General features: G+C 72.3%; 21 protein-coding genes and 4 tRNA genes. 13 read left to right on the forward strand and 12 right to left on the reverse strand.

The features are described 5' to 3' along the window. Positions 1 to 64: 64 nt before the first annotated feature. Together EDD33_RS06870 and EDD33_RS06875 are read left to right on the forward strand one after the other, a co-directional pair. Positions 65 to 385 (forward strand): hypothetical protein, encoded by a 321-nt coding sequence (locus EDD33_RS06870; RefSeq protein ID WP_123389676.1) that lies wholly within the window; start codon positions 65 to 67, stop codon positions 383 to 385. Positions 386 to 400: 15 nt separating this feature from the next. Continuing rightward, on the forward strand, positions 401 to 940 hold the full coding sequence (locus EDD33_RS06875; protein WP_123389677.1) for a mismatch-specific DNA-glycosylase: 540 nt from the start codon (positions 401 to 403) through the stop codon (positions 938 to 940). On the opposite strand, the gene EDD33_RS06880 is transcribed toward EDD33_RS06875, so the two are convergent. Beyond that, positions 915 to 1,277 carry a LapA family protein gene (locus EDD33_RS06880; protein WP_211332447.1) on the reverse strand — a complete coding sequence of 121 codons (363 nt, stop codon included), beginning with the start codon at positions 1,275 to 1,277 and terminating at the stop codon, positions 915 to 917. The two genes, EDD33_RS06875 and EDD33_RS06880, sit on opposite strands and share 26 nt — an antisense overlap. Before the next feature lie 138 nt (positions 1,278 to 1,415). On the opposite strand from EDD33_RS06880, the gene EDD33_RS06885 reads away from it, so the two are divergent. The 3 genes from EDD33_RS06885 to EDD33_RS06895 all read left to right on the forward strand — a co-directional run bounded on the left by EDD33_RS06885 (position 1,416) and on the right by EDD33_RS06895 (position 4,015). Further along, the gene (locus EDD33_RS06885; protein ID WP_123389678.1) at positions 1,416 to 1,874 is read left to right on the forward strand and encodes an NUDIX domain-containing protein; all 459 of its coding nucleotides are present in this window, start codon (positions 1,416 to 1,418) and stop codon (positions 1,872 to 1,874) included. 94 nt (positions 1,875 to 1,968) lie between these two features. Beyond that, positions 1,969 to 2,964: a glycosyltransferase family 2 protein gene (locus tag EDD33_RS06890; RefSeq protein ID WP_123389679.1), complete on the forward strand. Its 996-nt coding sequence runs from the start codon at positions 1,969 to 1,971 to the stop codon at positions 2,962 to 2,964. A gap of 1 nt (position 2,965) precedes the next feature. Further along, positions 2,966 to 4,015, forward strand: coding sequence for a glycosyltransferase family 2 protein (locus EDD33_RS06895; RefSeq protein ID WP_211332448.1), 1,050 nt, complete (start codon positions 2,966 to 2,968; stop codon positions 4,013 to 4,015). A gap of 42 nt (positions 4,016 to 4,057) precedes the next feature. On the opposite strand, the gene EDD33_RS06900 is transcribed toward EDD33_RS06895, so the two are convergent. The 3 genes from EDD33_RS06900 to EDD33_RS06910 form a co-directional block, all read right to left on the reverse strand. Further along, positions 4,058 to 5,920, reverse strand: a complete 1,863-nt coding sequence (locus EDD33_RS06900; protein ID WP_123389680.1) for a hypothetical protein — start codon at positions 5,918 to 5,920, stop codon at positions 4,058 to 4,060. A gap of 3 nt (positions 5,921 to 5,923) precedes the next feature. Next, positions 5,924 to 7,714, reverse strand: coding sequence for a polysaccharide pyruvyl transferase family protein (locus EDD33_RS06905; RefSeq protein ID WP_123389681.1), 1,791 nt, complete (start codon positions 7,712 to 7,714; stop codon positions 5,924 to 5,926). A gap of 159 nt (positions 7,715 to 7,873) precedes the next feature. Then, positions 7,874 to 8,341, reverse strand: a complete 468-nt coding sequence (locus EDD33_RS06910; protein ID WP_123389682.1) for a hypothetical protein — start codon at positions 8,339 to 8,341, stop codon at positions 7,874 to 7,876. Between the two features lie 156 nt (positions 8,342 to 8,497). On the opposite strand from EDD33_RS06910, the gene EDD33_RS06915 reads away from it, so the two are divergent. After that, entirely contained in the window at positions 8,498 to 8,794 is a 297-nt protein-coding gene (locus EDD33_RS06915) for a hypothetical protein (RefSeq protein ID WP_123389683.1), read from the forward strand. A 173-nt stretch (positions 8,795 to 8,967) separates the two neighbouring features. Here EDD33_RS06915 and EDD33_RS06920 read toward each other — a convergent pair whose 3' ends face one another. Beyond that, positions 8,968 to 9,183, reverse strand: coding sequence for a RodZ family helix-turn-helix domain-containing protein (locus EDD33_RS06920; protein WP_123389684.1), 216 nt, complete (start codon positions 9,181 to 9,183; stop codon positions 8,968 to 8,970). Continuing rightward, on the reverse strand, positions 9,180 to 9,305 hold the full coding sequence (locus tag EDD33_RS20670) for a hypothetical protein (RefSeq protein ID WP_281274126.1): 126 nt from the start codon (positions 9,303 to 9,305) through the stop codon (positions 9,180 to 9,182). The genes EDD33_RS06920 and EDD33_RS20670 overlap by 4 nt, the downstream gene beginning before the upstream one ends. Positions 9,306 to 10,003: 698 nt before the next feature. Here EDD33_RS20670 and EDD33_RS06925 point away from each other — a divergent pair. Further along, the gene (locus EDD33_RS06925; RefSeq protein WP_123389685.1) at positions 10,004 to 10,531 is read left to right on the forward strand and encodes a hypothetical protein; all 528 of its coding nucleotides are present in this window, start codon (positions 10,004 to 10,006) and stop codon (positions 10,529 to 10,531) included. Here EDD33_RS06925 and EDD33_RS19640 read toward each other — a convergent pair. Then, positions 10,528 to 10,749 (reverse strand): hypothetical protein, encoded by a 222-nt coding sequence (locus tag EDD33_RS19640; RefSeq protein ID WP_148076957.1) that lies wholly within the window; start codon positions 10,747 to 10,749, stop codon positions 10,528 to 10,530. The genes EDD33_RS06925 and EDD33_RS19640 overlap by 4 nt on opposite strands. A gap of 394 nt (positions 10,750 to 11,143) precedes the next feature. Here EDD33_RS19640 and EDD33_RS06935 point away from each other — a divergent pair, with 394 nt between their 5' ends. Then, the gene (locus EDD33_RS06935; RefSeq protein ID WP_148076958.1) at positions 11,144 to 11,842 is read left to right on the forward strand and encodes a hypothetical protein; all 699 of its coding nucleotides are present in this window, start codon (positions 11,144 to 11,146) and stop codon (positions 11,840 to 11,842) included. Positions 11,843 to 12,340: 498 nt separating this feature from the next. On the opposite strand, the gene EDD33_RS06940 is transcribed toward EDD33_RS06935, so the two are convergent. From EDD33_RS06940 to EDD33_RS06950, 3 genes are all read right to left on the reverse strand, one after another. Then, a tRNA-Val gene (locus tag EDD33_RS06940) sits at positions 12,341 to 12,415 on the reverse strand. A gap of 25 nt (positions 12,416 to 12,440) precedes the next feature. Next, positions 12,441 to 12,511 (reverse strand) — tRNA-Cys (locus EDD33_RS06945). A gap of 30 nt (positions 12,512 to 12,541) precedes the next feature. Next, positions 12,542 to 12,614 (reverse strand) — tRNA-Gly (locus EDD33_RS06950). Positions 12,615 to 12,795: 181 nt separating this feature from the next. Between EDD33_RS06950 and EDD33_RS06955 the strand changes: the two genes are divergently transcribed. Then, positions 12,796 to 13,617: an aminotransferase class IV gene (locus tag EDD33_RS06955; RefSeq protein WP_123389688.1), complete on the forward strand. Its 822-nt coding sequence runs from the start codon at positions 12,796 to 12,798 to the stop codon at positions 13,615 to 13,617. 40 nt (positions 13,618 to 13,657) lie between these two features. Here EDD33_RS06955 and EDD33_RS06960 read toward each other — a convergent pair whose 3' ends face one another. Then, positions 13,658 to 14,083 (reverse strand): SsgA family sporulation/cell division regulator, encoded by a 426-nt coding sequence (locus tag EDD33_RS06960; RefSeq protein WP_123389689.1) that lies wholly within the window; start codon positions 14,081 to 14,083, stop codon positions 13,658 to 13,660. A 382-nt stretch (positions 14,084 to 14,465) separates the two neighbouring features. On the opposite strand from EDD33_RS06960, the gene EDD33_RS06965 reads away from it, so the two are divergent. From EDD33_RS06965 to EDD33_RS06975, 3 genes are all read left to right on the forward strand, one after another. Further along, a tRNA-Val gene (locus tag EDD33_RS06965) sits at positions 14,466 to 14,537 on the forward strand. Between the two features lie 100 nt (positions 14,538 to 14,637). Further along, on the forward strand, positions 14,638 to 16,647 hold the full coding sequence (thrS, locus tag EDD33_RS06970) for a threonine--tRNA ligase (protein ID WP_123389690.1): 2,010 nt from the start codon (positions 14,638 to 14,640) through the stop codon (positions 16,645 to 16,647). Positions 16,648 to 16,649: 2 nt separating this feature from the next. Beyond that, the gene (locus tag EDD33_RS06975; protein ID WP_246003402.1) at positions 16,650 to 17,171 is read left to right on the forward strand and encodes an HIT family protein; all 522 of its coding nucleotides are present in this window, start codon (positions 16,650 to 16,652) and stop codon (positions 17,169 to 17,171) included. Positions 17,172 to 17,207: 36 nt separating this feature from the next. On the opposite strand, the gene EDD33_RS19905 is transcribed toward EDD33_RS06975, so the two are convergent. Beyond that, complete coding sequence (locus tag EDD33_RS19905; protein WP_170169719.1) at positions 17,208 to 17,345, reverse strand: hypothetical protein; 138 nt, start codon at positions 17,343 to 17,345, stop codon at positions 17,208 to 17,210. Between the two features lie 100 nt (positions 17,346 to 17,445). Here EDD33_RS19905 and pgsA point away from each other — a divergent pair, with 100 nt between their 5' ends. Then, complete coding sequence (gene pgsA / locus EDD33_RS06980; RefSeq protein WP_123389691.1) at positions 17,446 to 18,081, forward strand: phosphatidylinositol phosphate synthase; 636 nt, start codon at positions 17,446 to 17,448, stop codon at positions 18,079 to 18,081.

The following is an 18,081-nucleotide window of genomic DNA, read 5'->3' on the forward strand; positions in this document are numbered from 1 at the left end:
CGTCGCGCCGCATGGCCGGGCGCTCTTCGGGCACGTAGGGACCTCACGACGAAACGGGGAACCCGTGTCACCGCTCCAGCTGGACGAGGTCTTCGAGGAGCCCCCGTCCGTGGTCAGCACGATCTTGTGCACCGCGATCGAAGCCGCCGGCTGGACGCTGGTGGGCGTCTGGGACGCCGGGCAGCGACTCGTCTGGACCGTCGACGACGACCAGCTCTCGACGCCGGCCACGATCCAGGCCGTCATCAGCGACCACGCCGACGGCGGCTCCCGGGTGCACGTCTCCTCGCTCGACGAGCTCTGGCGCGGCGACGTGCAGGACCCGCAGCTGCGCAGCACTCCGCGGCTCGACGACGCCGGGTCGGACGACCCCGGCACCCGCTGACCCAGGGCGTCGGTCGTGCACGTCCTGCCCGACGTCGTCGGCGAGGTCCCTGTCGTCGTCTTCTGCGGCCGCGCCGGGGCCGACAGCCCGAAGGCGCGTGAGCACCGCTACGACGCTCCGGGCAACCGGTTCTGGTCGCTGCTCCACGAGAGCGGGCTGACCCCGCGCCTGCTCCGCGCCGACGAGGAGGACCTGCTGCCGGCGTACGGCCTGGGCAGCACCGACCTGGTCCGCACCGGCGAGGAGTGGACCCGTCCCTCGTCGTACGCCGTGGCGGAGCTGGTCGCCAAGGTGGAGGCGTGGCAGCCCGAGTGGCTGGCGTTCACGAGCAAGACCGTCGCCGCGCTGGTCGCCCGGGCTGAGGGGCGGCGGCCACCGGGGCTCGGCCCGCAGGACTGGTACGTCGGCGGCGCCCAGGTGTTCGTGCTCCCGGGCACCAGCGGCGCCAACCAGCGCAAGGACTACGACGGCCGGGTGGACCGCCTGTCGTGGTTCGCCGAGCTCGCCGCGCTGGCCGGGCCACCGCGACTCAGCGGCGCTTGCGGTCCTTCTTGACCCGGCGGCGCAGCTGCAGGATGCGCAGGGCGCCCGCCGAGGCGACGAGGAGCGCTCCGCCCGCGGCCGCGATCAGCAGCGTGGCCGACAGCGGCGCCTGGCCGGTCCAGCCGAAGTAGCTGACCTCCACCCGCTGGGTGTTCTGCAGGATGAACACGGCCAGCAGGATCAGCACCACGATGAGCGCGACGGTGGCCGACCAGATGCCGCTGGTGCGCGAGCCGCGCAGCGGGTCCTTGGCCGACCCGGAGCCCGTCGACCGGGTGGCGGGTGCCTCGTCGGCGGACGCGGAGGCGGGGGAGCCGGGCTCGGTGGGGGACGGGTGCTCAGTGCTCACGGTCTGCTCCTGCGTGGGTGGCGGGTCGATCTCGGCTGGATCTCGCTCCCGGTGTCGTACCCGGGGAGCCGCCGGCCACGCGTGGGCCGGCACCCCACCCTAGGAGGCCCGGCTGGGTCGGGGTGTCAGGATCGACACGTGTTCCTCCAGTGCTCCTGCGGTCAGCGTCACTGGGGGCGCTACGGAGCGGCGGGACTGCTGCTCACCGACCCGGGTCGCACGGGCGTGCTGCTGCAGAAACGCTCGGTGCACGTGCACAGCGGCGGCACCTGGAGCGTGCCGGGCGGCGCCATCGAGCGGGGCGAGGATCCTGTCGACGCCGCGCTGCGCGAGGCGCACGAGGAGGCGGGCCTGCGGGCCCGCGACCTGGCCGTCTCGCGCACGGTCGTGGGCACCGACCACGGCACCTGGTCCTACACCTACGTCATCGCCGAGGCGCCGCGCCCCGAGCTGGCCGAGCTGCGCAGCGCCGGCGCCACGAGCTGGGAGGCCGACCGGACGGTGTGGGTGGACCTCGACCGGGTCGGCTCCTACCGTCTCCACCCGGGTCTGCGCGAGGTGTGGCCGCGGCTGCGCGAGGAGCTGCTCGCGCCCTGAGCGCCGAGGCTGCACCCCCAGTCGTCGGAGACGGTTCACCGGTTCGTCGTGGCGTATTCACGGTTAGGACTATTGACTTAGTAGACTTTGCCGCATGACGCGGCAGAGCAGTCTGGCGAGCCTTCCCCGACCCACGTCCACCCACGCACCCGATCCCGTCTCCCAGCCCGTCCCCGGGCCCGACTCCGGTCCCGCGCTCGGCGGGCCGGTGCTCGGCGAGGTCGTCGACGTCGGTGTCGTGGTCCTCACCCAGGGGCACCGCCCCGACGACCTGGCCGCCGCTCTGGCGGCGGTGCTCGGCCAGCAGGGCGTCACCTGCGACGTCGTGGTGGTGGGCAACGGCTGGGAGCCGACCGGCCTGCCCGCGGGGGTGCGCGGCCTCGCGCTGCCCGTCGACGACGGCATCCCGGCCGGCCGCAACGCCGGGGTGCCCCACGTGTCCGGCGACCTGCTGCTCTTCCTCGACGACGACGCCCGGCCCGCAGGGCCGGACTACCTGGCGCGCGCGGTCGCCCTCTTCGCCGCCGACCCCGGGCTGGGCCTGGTGCACCCGCGGGTCGACGCGACGTACGGCGAGGCGCCGACGCGCTGGGTGCCGCGCGTCCGCACCGGGGACCCGCGCCGTTCCTCGCCGGCCTTCGTGCTGTGGGAGGGCGCCACCGTCGTACGCCGGGACGCGCTGCTCGCCGCCGGCGGGTGGCCGGAGGTCTACCGCTACGCCCACGAGGGCATCGAGCTGGTGTGGCGGGTGTGGGACGCCGGGTTCAGCGTCCGCTACGTCGGCGACCTGGTCGCCCTCCACCCCCCGATCGACCCCGCCCGCCACGCGACGTACCACCGCTTCAACGCCCGGCACCGGGTCTGGCTGGCCCGGCGCAACCTGCGCTGGCCGTTCACGTGGGCCTACGTCGCCACCTGGACGCTGGTGCAGCTGCTGCGCTCGGTGGGGAGCCCCGAGGGCCGGGCCTCGCTGCGTCCGTGGACCGCCGGCTGGTGGGAGGGCTGGCGGGTCGACCCCGGCGGCCGCCGCCCGCTGCGGTGGCGCACCGTGTGGCGGATGACCCGCCTCGGTCGACCGCCGGTGGTGTGAGATGACGACCTTCCTCCCGCAGTCCACCGTCCCGGCCCAGCGACGGGCACGCCCGCGCCGCACCGGCGTCGTGACGCAGCCGCCGGTCTCGGTCTTCATGGCCGTGCGCGACGAGCAGGCCGACCTCGCCGCCAGCGTGGCCCGCGTCCTCGAGCAGGACTACCCCGGCGAGCTCGAGGTCGTCCTGGCCGTCGCACCCTCCACCGACGACACCTGGGGCGAGGCGCAGCGGCTCGCGGCGCACGAGCCCCGGGTCCGCGTGGTGCGCAACCCGGCCGGGGCCACGCCCCACGGCCTCAACGCCGCGATCGCGCACGCCCGCCACGACCTGCTGGTGCGCGTCGACGGCCACGCCCACCTGCCCGCCGGCTACCTGGTCGACGTGGTCGCGCTGCTGGAGTCCACCGGTGCCGCCAACGTCGGCGGCCGGATGGTGCCCGAGGGCGACACCCCGGTCTCCCGGGCCGTGGCGGTGACGATGAGCTCCCGGCTGGGGATCGGTGGCGGCGCCTTCCACGTCGGCGGCGAGGCCGGCCCGCAGCCCACGGTCTACCTCGGGGCGTTCCGCCGCGAGGCGCTGGTCGGGGTCGGGGGGTACGACGAGCGCTTCCTGCGCGCCCAGGACTGGGAGCTCAACCACCGGCTGCGGCTGGCCGGTCACACCGTGTGGTTCGACCCCGACGTGGCCGTCACCTACCGGCCGCGCTCGAGCTGGCGGACCTTCGCCCAGCAGCAGCTCCGCACCGGCGGCTGGCGGCGACGGGTGATCGAGACCCACCGCGGCACCGCCGACCTGCGCTACCTCGTCCCGCCCGTGGCGGTGCTGACGATGGTGGCGGGGCTCCTGGCCGGGCTGGCCGCCCCGTTCCTCGGCGCGTGGCTGGCCCTGGGCCTGCTGGCCCCGGCCGTCTACGCCGGCGGGGTCACCGTGCTCGGGCTGGCCCTGGCCCGGGTGCGGCGGCTGCCGCGCGCGGTGGCGTGGCGGATGCCGCTGGCGCTGGCCGTGATGCACCTGTCGTGGGGCACCGGGTTCGTGCTCCGGGCGCGCTGACCGGCGGCGAGCGGACGGTCCGACCCGACCGCGGGGGGAGGGTCAGACCGTCAGGTCCGCGGAGGCGCCCTGCCCGACGAGCGCGACGGCCTCCTCGAGCCGCTGCTGCACGGCGTCGAGGACGTCCTCGGCGACGGTCCGCGTCTCCAGCAGGCCGGTGAGCCCGGCCTGCTGCAGGTCCGGGCCGACGGGGTGGACGACCGGCTCGTCGAGGCCGAGCCCCAGCGCCAGGTCGCGCAGCACGAACGCCAGGTCCTCGCGCGGCTCCAGGGCCACGGTGGCGCACGGCAGGCCGAGCGCGAGGCACAGTGCCAGCACGCCGGGGTCGCTGGTCACCACCCCGTCGTACGCCGTCAGGCGGGTGAGCAGCCCGACCACGTCGTCGGGCCGGGAGACCCGGGTGCTCAGCTCGTCGACGTCGTCGGGCAGGGAGAGCCGCAGCCGGGACTGGCTGACGTGGCGCAGCAGCGCAAGGCGGCCCTGGGGCTCGGGGCGGGCGAGCGGCAGCAGCCGGGCCGCGAGCACCAGCGGGTCGCCGTACGCCGTGACGTCGGGACCGCCCGCCCGCCGCAGCGCCTCGGCGCTCAACGGCCCCCGCACGCCGAGGTAGCGCCCGTCCGGACCGGGCCGGTCACCGTGCCCCGCCGTGCCCGCCCCCACCACGACGCTGCTGCGCTGCACGTGGGCCAGCACCGACCCGGACACCACGAGGTGCGGACGCGGCGTCGCGGCGGTGGGCTTCTGGTAGCCGACCGGATGACCGGTCAGCCGGCGCACCAGCAGCGGGGTCAGCCAGTTCTCGGCCGTGCCGGGGAACGGGCGCGGCCACCACAGCGCGGGCAGCGCGCCGGCGTGCTCGGCGGGGGAGGCGAGGTGGCCGAACGCCTCGGCGACCTCCTGGTCGTCGAGCTCCTCCTGCCGGGGGCGGGCCGTGGCGCGCAACCGGGCGGCGTACGCGTCCACCTGGGCGAGGTCGCCGTCCTGGCCCGCGAGCAGCATCTGTCGCAGCAGCCGGTTGCGGTGCGGGGTCGGGGTGGCGGGCGGCAGGTCGACCTCGGCCCGGGCGGCCTCGTCGTCGGGCTCGTCCTCGTCGCCCTCGCCGTTGCCGTCGGGCTCCGCGGCGCCGCCCCGACCTCCGGCGGTCAACCGTGCCTCGACCCGGGCGAAGCGCATGGCGCTCGCCGAGAGGTGGCCGACCTGGCTGTACATCATCCGCAGCCCGATGAAGAGCACGATCGCGTCCGCGCCGGCGAGCGCGCCGGAGACGGCGCGCAGCAGCACCACGGCCAGGGCCAGGGCCATCGCGAGGCTGGCGAGGACGGCGCCGAGCTCGGCGTCCCGCAGCCGGCGGCCGACGCGCTCGCCCACACCGGTGGCGGTGTCGCGCGCCTCGTCCAGGTAGGCCAGCTGCCGGGCCAGCTGGCGGCGGTAGATCACCGCGACCAGGGCGAGCACGGCGGTGCCGATGCCGATGTTGAGCACCCCGAAGAGGGGGTCGAGCCAGACGAAGAGCAGGCAGAAGGCCACCACCTGGATCAGTGCGACGCTGGCGGTGGAGAGCTCGAAGGCCGACGCCCACCTCCACGCCTCCTGGTGGCGGGGCCGCTCGGCCTGCGAGGACTCGAAGCCGCGCCGGAACACCCGCACCCGGTTGAGGCGCACCACGTGGTGGATCGCCCGGCTCAGCGCGAAGGCCGCGAAGAAGCCCGCCCCGGCGAGGACCAGCGCGGTGCGCTCGGCCTCCAGCCGCTCCGCGCCGTGGAGGACCAGCTGGGAGAACATCCGGGTGACGAGCAGCTCGCTGACCGGCAGCATCGCCATCGTCAGCAGCAGCGCCGAGACCTCCAGGCGGCTGCGCCGCTCGGTGAACAGGCCCGTGAAGGCGCCCAGGAGGTCGCGGAACACGCCTCAGCCCCGGCGTTCGTCGTACGCCGCGATGCCGGCCGCCACCGCGGCCTCGACCTCGTCGAGCTTGTCCTCGCCGATGCGGACCTGGCGCACCAGGTCGTCGACGTGGGTGCGGCGCAGGTCGAGGTGGACCACCACGGGCTGCCAGTCGCCGGTGAGCCCGGCGCCGAGGGCGTAGTCGCGGTACTTGATGCCGCTGCCGTGGACCGCGCCCTCGAAGCCGCGGAAGCCGACCAGCGCGCACGGGATGCCGTAGCTGTGGCACGCGATCATCACGTGCATCGCGCTGGTCACCACGGCACGGTAGCCCGCCAGGTGCTCGAGGAAGCTCCTGATCTCCTCGGGGTGCGACATCAGCACGCTGAGCTCGTCCATGTCCTCGGGCAGGGTCAGCGGGAGGCCGGCGTGCTTGAAGTGGCGGACCAGGGCGACGCGACCGTTGTGCGGGCCGCGCTCGATCGGCAGCAGCCGGGAGAGCAGCACGCCGGGGTCGCCGAGACTGGTGACGGCGGGTCCGCCCTGGCGTCGCAGCAGGTCGGCGGTGACGGGCCCCCGCACGGAGACGTAGTGCGCGCGGCCGTCGAGCTCGACCTCCTCGGTCGAGATGCCCGTCCCGACCACGACCGAGCGCGGACCGATGAAGCGCCCGATGGAGCCCACCATGACGAGGTGCGGCTGCGTCGTGGGTGCGGTGGGGGACCGGAAGGTCACCGGCCGCTGCGAGACCGACTGCAGCACCAGCGGGCTCAACCAGTCGCCGAAGTTGCCGGGGAAGGGCCGCACCCACCAGCTGAGGGTCAGCGGGTCCTGCGACCCCCCGCCGAGGGCGTACTGCGCGAACGACTCGGCCGCCCGCTGCGCGCCGGCCTCGGCCGCCGTCGGGACGTCGGCCGCGTTGAGGCGCGAGGCGAGGGTGCGCACACCCTCGAGGTCACCGCGCTGCCCCTGGACCACCATCTGGTTGACCAGGCCCTGGCGGTGCCGCGAGCTGCCGGTGGGCTGGTGGGACCCCTGCGTCAGGACGTGGGTGAGACCGGAGCGGTCGGCGACGAGCCGGAGCCGGTGGGTGAGCCGTCCGGACCGCTGGCCGAGCCGGCGCTCGGCGGCCTTGGCCGCACGGAGCGCCAGCCGACGGGAGCCGCTCCCGCGGCGCGACGGGCCCTGCACCTGGGCGTGCTGGACGACCTTGGACTTGAACTCCGCGACGTTGCCGCTGGAGCCGAAGGTGAAGAACGGCGCGACCCCCGGTGCGCCGCCGCGCCCCACGACCGCCGAGGAGGGGATGACCTGGAAGCTCATCGAGGGCGCGTTGGTGCGCCACGACTCCTCGAAGAAGTAGTCGTCGGTGGCCTTCAGCCGCGACGTCGCCTCGAGGGCGACGGCGTCGGCGACGAACCTGCGGGCGGCCGGGCTGGTGCCGATGCCGAAGAAGCAGGGCTCCCAGAACCGCGTGCGGTTGCCGTAGCCGATCGTCGACGGCGCACTGAACCCGCGCTGGAAGCCGACCAGGTCGGCGGTCGCGTCCCGGACGTACGCCGGCAGGTCGTGCAGCCGGCAGTCCACGTCGATCCAGAAGACCCGCGCGTCGGGGTGTTGGTCGCAGACGCGGCCGAGGAAGGCGATCTTGCGGCGGCAGATGTCGGCCCAGTCCTCGCCGGGCGCCTTGACGATCTCCTCGAGCTCGCTCCGCACGCCCAGGTCGGCGAGGTTCTTGCGCAGCTTCTCGGCGTGGTCGCGGTAGTAGTCGTCGGCGGTGTAGAACGAGCAGACGACGACGTCGGTGTGGCCCATGGTTCCCTCACGTGGACTGCCTCAGGTCCCGGGTCGGGACCAAAGTGCAGTCGCTCACTCTACATTGGCCCGGTGGCGTCGGGGTGACCTCGACACGACATCGGGACGTCGGTCCCGCGACGGTTCGGGGGGCCTGCAGGTCGGGGTCCGGCGGCTCGGTCAGGCCGGTCGCAGGGCCGTCTCGTCGACGGGTCGCGCCGCCGGGCCGTGGAGGGCGACCAGCTGGGCAGCCACCTCGACGAGGTCGGTGCGCTGCTCCTCGGCGTACGACGTGAGCAGGGCGGCCGCCCCCGCGAGATCGACCCGCTCGTGCTCGACGAGCAGCTCGAGCGCGTCGGTGACGACGGTGTCGGGGGAGTCGATGACCCAGGAGGCGTCGAAGTCGGGGTGGCGGCGGTGGCGCAGCGCCAGCCGCCGGAAGCGGGCGATGACGCTGCGACGGCGCTCGGGGTGGGCACGCGCCTCGGCGTGCCCGAGCTGGAGCTCGCGCAGCGTGCGCAGCTCGGCCAGGCGCCCCTCGGTGCCGCCCGCGTCGGCGGTGCCGACCTGGTCGCGGACCCGCTGCCGGAGGAACAGGGTGAGCTGGTCGAGCAGCTGCGTCTCGTGCCGGGTGTCGCTGAGCCTCATGCCGGGCCGCCTGGGGAAGGAGGTGGTGCGCCCGGAATGCCCGGTTGCGTGGTGTCGGTGTGGACGTACCCACCCGCACCGTTCGTACGCCGCCCCGCCCCGTCCGTCGGTGCGACCACCCTCTCCCCACCGGGTCGGCCGGGCTAGCGTGGCGCCATGAGCGAGCAGACGTCCCCGGCGGACGACCAGCAGGAGTGGCCCGAGAACTGCCCGACGTGCGGGACCCGGCTGCAGCAGGTCGCGGTGGACTTCGCCGCCGACTCGCCCGACGAGGTCGGGGCCACCGCCGACGTCGCGGGGGCGATCTTCGAGGACCGGTGCCCCGACCCGGAGTGCCCGGCCCACCAGGCGGCGACGGGTGCGGGGGAGCGGGCCGGCGGTTCGCTCGGCGACCGTCAGCCCGACCAGCCGACGACGCCGGGCTCGCTCGGCGGCGACAACGGCGGCGCCTGAGCCCTCATCGGGTCAGCAGCAGCACCAGCACGATCGTCACGGCGGCGGACAGCACCAGGGAGCCGAAGCAGCCGAGGCGGTTGCTGAAGAACAGGAACACGGGAGGACTCCGGGGGATCGGCGGGCGGCACGTCGGTGGACGGCCGGGTCACCGATACCCCCGGCAGTCCACCTCAGACGGGCGCCGGCTGCGTCTCGGGCGCGGTGTCGGGGTCGGCGCCGGGCTCCGGCACGACCTGCGGACCCGACGGGACGACCTCGGGGTCGCTCTGCGGGGTGGCGCCCGGGTCCTCGCCAGGAGCGACGGGACTGACCTCGGGGGTGCTCTCGGGGGCGTCGTCGGGCACGGCTCCGGGGTCGGTCACCGGCTCGACGGGAGCGGTGGTCATCGCTGGGGGTCCAGGTCGGGGTTGCCCGTGCCCGGGGTGGTGTCGGGCTGCGACGGCTCGTCGGGCTGGATGATGGGCTGCTGGTCCGGGTCCTGCACGGGTTCGGCTGGTGTCGTGGTCATGGGTGCGTCGTACCCACCTGGCGGTGCGTCGTACGCCGACCGCAGGTCGTGACGCGGCGGGTGTGGTCCCAGCCGGCCAGCGAAGCGCTCAGTCCGTCCAGGGTCGTGCGAACGGGCGCAGCACACGGTGACCCGCCCAGGCGATCGCGAGGCCGGCGACGAAGGGGGCGACGTACGGCTGGGGCGACTTGTACGGCGGGTCCATGTCTTGCGTCACCGCACAGCCGACGAAGAAGCAGCCCGCAGCAAGGATTCAGCCGACGGTGACGAGCAGGTAGCCGAGCAGCCGCCGTCCTGGCGCACGCTGCGAGACCGGCTCGGGATCCTCCATCACGGCAGCCTAGGTCGCGGGGTCGGCATGTCGTCGACGATCTCAACGGTGGAGGAGTCGGCCATCGGGGTCCCAAGGGCTTGAGTTCAGTCCACTGAACTGGGCGCGCAAAGGTGCGAACATGCCCGCCGATGCTGGCGAGCGCGATGGTGGGGACCGGCTGGGCGAGCAGTTGCGGTTCACGGGGCGAACAGCCCTCGCAGACAGTCGTGTCGCCGTCGTGACCCTGACGCCCCTGGCAGCGACCCCAGCCGCCCACTCTGCGGACCCCCGCCTTGTTCGACTCACGGGGTGAATGGTGACGTTCTCCCATCTCGGGCGGAGGCCAGTGGCGCCCGTCAGCACCACTCACCTCCAGGAGCCTCGGATGTCCAGCCAGTTCCCGCCCAACCCGCATCAGCCCGGTTATCCACCGCGGGGCAACTACCCGCAGGGCGGCCACTACCCGCCTCCCCCGCCGCAGAAGAAGAGCCACACGCTGCGCAACGTCCTGCTGGCCATCCTGGCCGGGTTCGTTCTCCTGCTTGGCGGCTGTGCGGTGCTCTTCTCAGTCGCAAGCACGGAGTTCAGCACTGACAGCGATGGCACCACCAGCGGCGGCGGTGGCGACGCGGAGGAGACAGCGGACGACACGGCGAGCTACTCGTGCAAGGACCTGGCCAAGGAAGCGGCGGAGCTGTCTGAGAAGGCCGACGTGAGCCTGCTCAAGGTTCGTCAGCTGAAGATGGTGCGCGACCTGCGAACGACCTACGACGTGCCCACTGGCGACGACGAGGCACCGGTGCTGGTCTGCCGCGGCTCGGGCGTCTGGAGCGACACCACGAAGTCGCCAGTTCGCCTGCGCCTTCTCGTCGACTCCGATGAAGAGTTCTTCGTGGAGTACCAAGAGCTCTAGGAACCAGGTTTGGCGGCGCGGCGGAGATCGTGCTGGTGGAGCACGGGGCTGATCTGCAACTCGTCGTGGAGCGCCGCATCGCGGGTCTCGTCATCAGTGAAGGTCCGCTGTGAGAACGCCAGGATGCCGCGGAGCTCGTGGTCAAGGGTGGCGGGGCGGAGGCGGCCAGCGGGGACGGTGTCGGCGTAGTTCTCGGCTGGGTCGAGGGAGTACCTCACGTGAGCCCACCAGCCGGTCTCGCGGCACAGGGTCCAGACGCGGAGCTCGCCCGCGCGTCGCTGCTCGTCGACGAGGACCTCGTGCGTCCCACGTGTCGGGGAGAGGTCACGGGTGGCGACGATGCGATCCGTGGCGTCGTCCGGGCGAGTCGTCGTTCTGTGACGTTGCCACGACGGGCTGAGAACCCGCCCTGCCTGCGCGATGCGGGGTGTCCTTCGGGGTTCTGACTTCACCCCTTGAGGTTCTGTTCAGCATGCGGGCACTTCCGCGACTCTCGTCTAGCCCAGCTGAGCGTGATCCGAGGTGGGAAAGCGGACGGACCCCGACTCGGACCTAATCTTCCGGAGGCGCCCGCTCGGGGCGGTCACGGACTCACTTTCGCAGGGACCTCACATGTCGAACTTCTCGGGACGCGGCGGCCGCAAGTTGCTCACCCTCATGCTCTCCGTTGGCGCGCTTCTCGCCTCCATGCTGACCATGGGCGCATCGCCAGCGGCTGCCTACGGCACCTGCTCGGTGCAGCTGCCCTCGAAGTTGACGGTTGACGCGCCCTTCAAGCGGTTCGTGGGACGCCTGGCCCCTGATTGCTACGAGTCCGGCACGGATTACGCCGCATGGGACGTCGAGCACGACTACTACGGACCCGACGACATCTTCATCTTCGATTCGGGCGAGACGTCGTCGGACTGGGCGTTCTACGATTGGGGCAACCTCGGCAGCTACACGATCCGCCCTTCGGGCGCCTGGGATTACGACTACAACGACGTCTCCCAGAACACCGTGACTACCTCGGTCCGTCTTGGGTCGAGGTTGTCGATGACCTCGTCGCGCAGTGGTCGATACGTCACCCTGCGGGCCACCGCTACCCGCTACAAGCCCAGCGCCTCAGGCTTCCGCGCATGGGGTGGCCGGCCGGTGTCGGTCTACACGCGCACCTCCAGCACCGCGCCTTGGAAGTACCTCCGCACGAGGACGACGGACAAGTACGGCAAGATCGCCACGCGCATCGACCAGCGGTACGTCCGGGACTACCAGGCCCGACTCGGCAACACCGCAGCCGTGTGGGGCAAGACCGCCAGTACGCGCCGCTGAGCGTGGCCTCGTCGTCGTAGGCCCTGGGTCGAGTTCCTCTTCCGCTGAGGGCTGTCGCGGAGCCGAACCTGGTGGCCTGCACCCGTACGGCCAGGTGGTCGGCTCGCACCCAGATCCGCTCCCGTGCGAGACGTGGAGGCTCGTCCCGCGCTCGGCTCGAGCTCCCACTGACTGCCCGTTCACCCGAGCCGCTGCGCGACCCGCTCGACGGACCACCATTCCTGGCGCCCGATCTCGGATGGGGTGCCCTGAGGTCGAGGAACGACCCAGGCGTACTTGACGCGCTGACTCTCTGCTGGTCACCATCTCGCCCGCACCAATGTCGCGCCGATGACGGAAGGCCAGCGCGCGGTGGAGCGGCACGTGCACGCCTCGGAGCGGTGCCTCGAGCGTGCTCGTCGGGCGCTGGGCGCACGTGGGGCGCACGGCGGTGGGGGAGCAGCAAGAAACCCCGCCTCCCCAGAATCGGGAAACGGGGTTTGACCTGCGGGTTCTAGCTGGTGGGCGATACTGGGTTTGAACCAGTGACCTCTTCCGTGTCAAGGAAGCGCGCTACCACTGCGCCAATCGCCCCGGGTGTTGCTGGTTGTTCAGTTCGAGGTGGGTACGGGATTCGAACCCGTGTTCACGGATTTGCAGTCCGTTGCCTCGCCTCTCGGCCAACCCACCGTGGAGTCCCGGCAAGACGGGGTGTTCCCGAGCGGACGACGAGACTCGAACTCGCGACCTCAACCTTGGCAAGGTTGCGCTCTACCAACTGAGCTACGTCCGCTTGCGACCGCCGGTTTCCCTGCGGTGCGAACAGAACCATAGCCGAACCCGACGGGAGCACAAATTCGGGGGGTCCCCTCGGGTCCGGCCGGGTGGGGGAGCCTCATCCCGGGCAGTTCGGACACGCCTTCCGACGCGCTCGCTCGAGGCCCACACACGTCCGTCCGACTAGGGTCGCGAGCATGCAGGTGTGGGTGGACGGCACGGTCCTGGACGACCCGGAGGCCCCCGCGGTGCGGGTGGTCGACCACGGCTTCACCGTCGGTGACGGCGTGTTCGAGGCCGTGAAGGTGGTGCGCGGGCAGCCGTTCGCGCTGACCCGCCACCTCGAGCGGCTGCAGCGCTCCGCGGCGTCGCTCGCACTGCCGGAGCCGGACCTCGACCGGGTGCGGGGAGCGATCGGCGAGGTGCTGGCGCGCGAGGAGCTGGCGCTGGGCAAGCTGCGGATCACCTTCACCGCAGGGCCGTCACCGCTGGGCTCCGGACGGGGGAGCGGGGAGCCGACGCTGGTGGTGGTCGCGACGGCGATGGACCCGACCCCGCGCACGACGTCGTTGCACCTCGTGCCGTGGCCGCGCAACGAGCGCGGCGTGCTCGCCGGCGTCAAGTCCACGTCGTACGCCGAGAACGTGCTCGCGCTCGCCGAGGCGCAACGCCACCACGCGACCGAGGCGCTGTTCGCCAACCTCGCGGGACACGTGTGCGAGGGCACCGGCTCCAACGTGGCGTACGTCGTCGACGGGGAGCTGCGGACGCCGACGCTCGCGTCGGGCTGCCTGGCCGGCATCACGCGGGCCCTGCTCCTGGAGTGGGCCGAGGTGACCGAGGTCGACGAGCCGGTCGAGGTGCTGACGCGGGCGGACGAGATCGTGCTGCTCTCCACGACCCGTGACGTGCAGGGGGTGCACCGCTACGGGACGCGCGAGCTGACGGCGCCGGGGCCGACCACGCGGATGCTGATGGAGACGTGGGCGGCGCGGGAGGCCGAGCACCTGGACCCGTGAGGGTCCCCGGGAGGGGTGCCGGCCGCCGGGGCGGTCCTCGTCAGTCCGCGAGGATGCGGGCGAGCTCGGTGTCGAAGTCGACGAACGCGGCCTCCTGGCCGTCCGGCACCGCGGCGAGCATCCTGCCCACGAAGGTGTTGACCGCGCGGGAGCCGGCCTGGACGAGCAGCTCGCCGTCGGGGGAGCAGAGCTCGACGATCACGACGGCGGAGCCGTTGGAGCTCAAGCAGGGCCACACGTGGACGTCGCCGTCGCCGGTGGGCTCGTACAGACCCTCGACCAGCAGCTCGCGGCCGAAGGTCCATCGGACCTCCTGGACGCCGGTGCGGAACACCATCGTCACCGCGAACGGGTCGGCCGGGTCGAAGACCAGGTCGGCCTCCAGCGCGGTGGACTCGCCCTGCGGGTCCACGAACTCCAGCTCGACGCTCTCCGTGATGACCTGAGCGGTCTTGGTCTGCTTCATGATCTTTCCCCTTGATGTCCCGCGAGGCCCCCTCCACGGGACCTCTTCGCGCCCTCGACGCGATGACCAGAGTGTGCTGAATACCGAGCCTGGCTGACAGGCGTTCCTCCGAAATGTGGCTTTTGTCTAGGGGGTGGTCTACACATTCCCCGCGACTGGTCTATTTCCGTGGTGCATTGGTCTAGTCAGGTTGTCTCCCCGGGCTGGCCAACTGGTCGGGGGCGAGGTAACGCAAAGGGACTAGTCCCACGTGCGCCACGTGGACTACTCGCCCGGTGACCCGGGGCGCAGCACCCCGTCGACGGCCCGGGAGGATGCCCCGTGAAGGGGGCGGCGGGGGTGCGCTAATGTGTGCCGCGCACCGGTTCGGCCGGATGCGCTCGGGCGATTGGCGCAGTGGTAGCGCGCTTCGTTCACACCGAAGAGGTCACTGGTTCGAACCCAGTATCGCCCACCGAGCACCACCCCTCCTGACGTACGCCGCCCCCGCGCGGCCGTCGCCGTCGCGCCGATACGATCGCCGGGTCCGCCGTACCCGTGCCCCAGGAGCTGTTGTGCCCGACATCAAGGTCGTCCTCGTCCACGCCGACGCGCGTCAGGACCAGACGGTGACCGCGGGCACCAAGGCCTGGGAGCTGTTCCGCGACGACCCCGACGTGATCGCCGTGCGGGTGACCGGCGCCGACGGCGAGCCCGCGCTGCGCGACCTCGCCACCGAGCTGGCCGACGGCGACGTCGTCGAGTCGGTGCTCATCGACAGCGCCGACGGCCACGACATCCTGCGCCACTCGACCGCCCACGTGATGGCCCAGGCGGTCCAGGAGCTGTTCCCCGACGCCCGGCTCGGCATCGGCCCGCCCATCGAGAACGGCTTCTACTACGACTTCGACGTCGCGACGCCGTTCCAGCCTGCGGACCTCGAGAAGATCGAGACCCGGATGCGCAAGATCGTCAAGGCCAACCAGCGGTTCTCGCGCCGCGTGGTCTCCGACGAGGACGCCCACGCCGAGCTGGCCGAGGAGCCCTACAAGCTCGAGCTGATCGGTCTCAAGGGCGCCGCCGGGCAGGCGTCCCAGGAGATCGCCGAGGGCGCCGACGCCGAGGTCGGCGCCGGCGAGCTGACCATCTACGACAACCTCGGCCGCAACGGCGAGGTCGTGTGGAAGGACCTCTGCCGCGGTCCGCACCTGCCCACCACCAAGCGGATCCCGGCCTTCAAGCTGATGCGCTCCGCCGCGGCGTACTGGCGGGGCGACGAGAAGAACAAGCAGCTGCAGCGCCTCTACGGCACCGCCTGGGAGTCCAAGGAGGCGCTGGACGCCCACCTGCACCGGATCGAGGAGGCCGAGCGCCGCGACCACCGTCGCCTGGGCCGCGACCTCGACCTGTTCAGCTTCCCCGACGAGATCGGCTCCGGTCTGCCCGTCTTCCACCCCAAGGGCGGGGTGATCAAGCGGGTGATGGAGGACTACGTCCGGCAGCGGCACATCGAGGAGGGCTTCGAGTACGTCGGGACGCCCCACATCTCCAAGGAGCAGACCTTCCACCTCTCGGGCCACCTGCCCTACTACGCCGACGGCATGTTCCCCCCCATGGAGATGGAGGGGGCGACGTACTACCTCAAGGCCATGAACTGCCCGATGCACAACCTGATCTTCCGCTCGCGCGGCCGGTCCTACCGTGAGCTGCCGCTGCGGCTCTTCGAGTTCGGGCACGTCTACCGCAACGAGAAGTCGGGCGTGATCCACGGCCTCACCCGGGTGCGCGGGTTCGCCCAGGACGACTCGCACTCCTACGTCACTCCCGAGCAGGCGCCCGGGGAGATCAAGCACCTGCTCGACTTCGTGCTGGGGCTGCTCCGCGACTTCGGGCTCGATGACTTCTACCTCGAGATCTCCACCCGCGACGACTCCAAGCCCGACAAGTTCGTGGGCAGCGACGAGGACTGGGCCGAGGCGACGGCGGTGCTGGAGCGGGTCTGCACGGAGTCGGGCCTCACGCTCGTGCCGGACCCCGGTGGCGCTGCGTTCTACGGGCCCAAGGTCTCGGTCCAGGCGCGTGACGCCATCGGCCGCACCTGGCAGATGTCGACCATCCAGTACGACTTCAACCAGCCCCGCGGCTTCGACCTGCAGTACCAGGCCGCCGACGGCAGCCGGCAGCAGCCGGTGATGATCCACTCCGCCAAGTTCGGCTCGATCGAGCGGTTCATCGGCGTGCTCGTGGAGCACTACGCCGGCGCCTTCCCGCCCTGGCTCGCGCCGGTGCAGGTCCAGGGCATCCCGATCGCGGAGCGGCACGGCGACTACCTCGCCGACGTGGCGCGGCGGATGAGGGCGCAGGGCGTGCGCGTCGAGGTCGACCACTCCGACGACCGGATGCAGAAGAAGATCCGCAACGCCCAGCTGCAGAAGGTGCCCTTCATGGTCATCGCCGGCGACCAGGACGTCGAGGCGGGCGCGGTCAGCTTCCGCTACCGCGACGGGCGCCAGGACAACGGCGTCCCCGTCGAGGAGGCCATCGCCCGCGTCACGCAGGCGGTCGCCGCGCGCGAGCAGGTCTGAGCGTGAGCCACACCTCGGGGGAGCCGCGCGACGGCTTCGAGGGCTTCGACCGGCTCTGGACGCCCCACCGGATGGCCTACGTCGCCCCGTCGGTGCCGACCGGTGACGGCGGGTGCCCGTTCTGCGCGATGGAGCACCTGCCGCCCGAGGAGAGCCTGGTCGTGGCCACGGGGGAGCGGTGCTTCACCGTGCTCAACCTCCACCCCTACAACCCGGGGCACCTCATGGTGCTGCCGCTGCGCCACGTCGCCGACCTCGAGGACCTCGACGACGCGGAGGCCGCCGAGCTGATGACGACCACGCAGCGCGCCATCCGGGTGCTCCGCGAGGTCAGCGGGCCGCACGCCTTCAACGTCGGCCTCAACCTGGGCGGGGTGGCCGGGGGGTCGCTCTCGCAGCACCTGCACCAGCACGTGGTCCCGCGCTGGTCGGGCGACGCCAACTTCATCACCGTGGTGGGCGGCACCAAGACGCTGCCGCAGCTGCTCGGCGACACGCGCGACCTGCTGGCCGCCGCCTGGTGACCCGCGGCCCGGGCGCGGCACCCGGGCCGGACGGCCTCAGCCCTTCTTGCCCTTGAGGGCCTGCTTGGCCAGGAGCGTGGACTCCTCGGCGGCGCCGCGCTTGTCGGCGCGCTTCTCCTTGATGGACTTGCTGGTCTTCTTGGTCATGCCCTGCCGTGGCGACTTGTCGCTCATGTGGCGTCCTCGGAGATCGGATTGCCTGAGTGGCTCCGTGCTGCGACCGTACGCCCCTGCCCGGCGGGAGGCGTGTCCACCGGTAGCCTCTCGACCCGAGATGTTGGACCGGTTCAAGAACTTCTGGCAGGGCGTCGTGCTGGCGCCCGTGATCGACCTCCTCATCCGCCTCGGGGTCAGCCCCGACGTCGTGACGCTGGTGGGGACGCTCGGCGTCAGCGCGGGCGCGCTCGTGTTCTTCCCGCAGGGGATGCTGCTGACCGGGGTGCTGGTGATCACGGCCTTCGTCTTCAGCGACCTCGTCGACGGGGCGATGGCGCGCAAGACCGGGCGGGTCTCGGTGTTCGGCAACTTCTTCGACTCCACCCTCGACCGCATCGGCGACGGCGCGATCTTCGGCGGGCTGGTCCTCTACTTCGCCGGCCCCGGCGACAGCGTGCTCTACACCTCGCTCACGCTCTACTGCCTGGTCATGGGCGCGGTGACCTCCTACGCCCGCGCCAAGGCGGAGTCGCTCGGGCTGCAGGCCAAGGGTGGTCTGGCCGAGCGCGCCGACCGGCTGGTGGCGATCCTGGTGATGACCGGGCTGAGCGCGATCTTCGGGCTGCCGTGGCTGATGCACCTCACGATCTGGGTGCTCGCGGCGGCCAGCACCGAGACCGTCGTACGCCGGGTGCTGATGGTGCGACGGCAGGCGCTGGCGCTCGACCAGGAGCCACGGCCCGGGGTGTCGTGA

Origin of the sequence: Nocardioides aurantiacus (assembly GCF_003752505.1) — a bacterium.
In the GTDB taxonomy this organism is placed as follows: Bacteria; Actinomycetota; Actinomycetes; order Propionibacteriales; family Nocardioidaceae; genus Marmoricola; species Marmoricola aurantiacus.

Coding starts and splice junctions, on each gene's coding strand:
- EDD33_RS06890 (WP_123389679.1), top strand. CDS start 1,969: ATGACGCGGCAGAGCAGTCTGGCGAGCCTTCCCCGACCCACGTCCACC.
- EDD33_RS06895 (WP_211332448.1), top strand. CDS start 2,966: ATGACGACCTTCCTCCCGCAGTCCACCGTCCCGGCCCAGCGACGGGCA.
- EDD33_RS06905 (WP_123389681.1), bottom strand. CDS start 7,714: ATGGGCCACACCGACGTCGTCGTCTGCTCGTTCTACACCGCCGACGAC.
- EDD33_RS06910 (WP_123389682.1), bottom strand. CDS start 8,341: ATGAGGCTCAGCGACACCCGGCACGAGACGCAGCTGCTCGACCAGCTC.
- EDD33_RS06915 (WP_123389683.1), top strand. CDS start 8,498: ATGAGCGAGCAGACGTCCCCGGCGGACGACCAGCAGGAGTGGCCCGAG.
- EDD33_RS06920 (WP_123389684.1), bottom strand. CDS start 9,183: ATGACCACCGCTCCCGTCGAGCCGGTGACCGACCCCGGAGCCGTGCCC.
- EDD33_RS20670 (WP_281274126.1), bottom strand. CDS start 9,305: ATGACCACGACACCAGCCGAACCCGTGCAGGACCCGGACCAGCAGCCC.
- EDD33_RS06925 (WP_123389685.1), top strand. CDS start 10,004: ATGTCCAGCCAGTTCCCGCCCAACCCGCATCAGCCCGGTTATCCACCG.
- EDD33_RS06935 (WP_148076958.1), top strand. CDS start 11,144: ATGTCGAACTTCTCGGGACGCGGCGGCCGCAAGTTGCTCACCCTCATG.
- EDD33_RS06955 (WP_123389688.1), top strand. CDS start 12,796: ATGCAGGTGTGGGTGGACGGCACGGTCCTGGACGACCCGGAGGCCCCC.
- EDD33_RS06960 (WP_123389689.1), bottom strand. CDS start 14,083: ATGAAGCAGACCAAGACCGCTCAGGTCATCACGGAGAGCGTCGAGCTG.
- EDD33_RS19905 (WP_170169719.1), bottom strand. CDS start 17,345: ATGAGCGACAAGTCGCCACGGCAGGGCATGACCAAGAAGACCAGCAAG.
- pgsA (WP_123389691.1), top strand. CDS start 17,446: ATGTTGGACCGGTTCAAGAACTTCTGGCAGGGCGTCGTGCTGGCGCCC.